The organism is Neisseria sp. P0021.S005 (genome assembly GCF_051956955.1).
This window is the reverse complement of the sequence record NZ_JBQCWY010000856.1, coordinates 1-641: the sequence shown is the minus strand read 5'-3', so window position 1 is coordinate 641 and position 641 is coordinate 1. Positions and strand designations below refer to the sequence as shown.

At 50.4% G+C, this 641-nt stretch carries 1 protein-coding gene; it reads left to right on the top strand.

Going from position 1 to position 641, the window contains the following annotated elements; translation table 11 throughout:
- The coding region (gene scpB / locus ACTHUE_RS19790) for an SMC-Scp complex subunit ScpB (RefSeq protein WP_440424253.1) at window positions 1-471 on the top strand (471 nt) is incomplete at its 5' end.
- Window positions 472-641: the final 170 nt, after the last annotated feature.

The window sequence follows — 641 nt, the reverse complement described above, 5'->3', positions numbered from 1 at the left end:
CTGAAGGCCCGCTGGCAGGGCAGGGCTTTGCAACTGGTGCATACCCATGAGGGCTGGCGCTTCCAAATCGACCAAGCCGCGTTTGAACGACTGGGCAGCCTGCAAGAGCAGCGCGCGCCGCGTTATTCCCGCGCTGTGATGGAAACGCTGGCGATTATTGCCTATCAGCAACCGGTAACGCGTGGCGATATTGAAGGCATACGCGGCGTGGCGGTGTCGCAAAATGTCATGCAAACCTTGCAGGATAGGGGCTGGATTGAAGTCATCGGCCACCGTGATTCTGTCGGCCGTCCGGCTTTGTGGGCGACAACAGCAACATTCCTAAGCGATTTGCGTTTGGAAAGTTTGGAAGAATTGCCGCCGCTGACTGAATTGGGCGAGCTGGTGTTGCCTGATTTGATGGAAACGCCGCCGACAGGCGATGAGGAAGCTGAAGAAGCAGTAGAATCAGGAAGCAGACTGATTAACTGATTTGAATGTAAAGGCCGTCTGAAACAATCGTGTTTCAGACGGCCTTTATGTTAGTTATTCTAGCGTTTTATAGCATTAAATGAACGCTTTATATCATTGAATAAGCCAGCCAGGGTAACAATATGGCGTGGTGCGTTTAGCAGTTTCTTAAAAAATAATTTGTTTAAAAT